Genomic DNA, 662 nt, shown 5'->3' with positions numbered 1-662 from the left:
CCCCGGGGTGGGGGCGCCCCGTTTCCTGGCCTCGTAGCACACCCCCGCGATAAACATGAACCTCCGCCGCGCCTCCCTGTTGGGGGGCGTCTTGCGGGCGTGGCACGGCGCACACCGCCCCTCTCGTCTGCCCTTTGCTACGGTGGAGACACCCCGACGAGACGCGCCGTACCGGGCTGGCAAAGACGACGCACCCCGTTGAAGTTCCGCGTCTCGGAGGTGCCGTCATGGCCTGGGTTCTGCTGGTTGTCGCCGGTCTGCTCGAAGTCGGCTGGTCGATCGGGATGAAGTTCACCGACGGGTTCACCCGGCTGTGGCCGAGCGTGTTCACCGGTCTCGGGATCGTCGCCAGCATGCTGCTGCTCTCGCACGCCGCCCGGACGCTGCCCATCGGCACGGCGTACGGGGTGTGGGTCGGCATCGGTGCGGCGGGTGCCGCCGTGGTCGGCATGCTCGTGCTCCATGAACCGGTGACCGCCGCCCGGATCTTCTTCGTCTGTCTGCTGCTGGTCGCGGTGGTCGGACTCAAGGCGACCTCGGGCCACTGAGACCGGGCGGACGACCTGGGCCGCTGAGCCCGGCCTCGGCGACCCGGGTCACCCAGGCCGGGCGCGACGCCGGTGACCCCGTGTGCGGCTTCGGCCGGCGACACACGCCACCCC

At 71.1% G+C, this 662-nt stretch carries 1 protein-coding gene and 1 riboswitch; the gene reads left to right on the top strand.

What is annotated here, in order from left to right; genetic code table 11:
* The first annotated feature begins 131 nt into the window (after positions 1 to 131).
* Positions 132 to 195, top strand: a riboswitch (guanidine-III (ykkC-III) riboswitch).
* A gap of 32 nt (positions 196 to 227) precedes the next feature.
* Entirely contained in the window at positions 228 to 548 is a 321-nt protein-coding gene (locus tag ACFWU3_RS25895) for a DMT family transporter (RefSeq protein WP_384442171.1), read from the top strand.
* Positions 549 to 662 lie beyond the last annotated feature (114 nt).

This window comes from Streptomyces sp. NPDC058685 (assembly GCF_042714725.1).
GTDB lineage: Bacteria > Actinomycetota > Actinomycetes > Streptomycetales > Streptomycetaceae > Streptomyces.
Note: the sequence above shows the minus strand (reverse complement) of the source record. Positions and strands in the feature narration are given on the sequence as shown.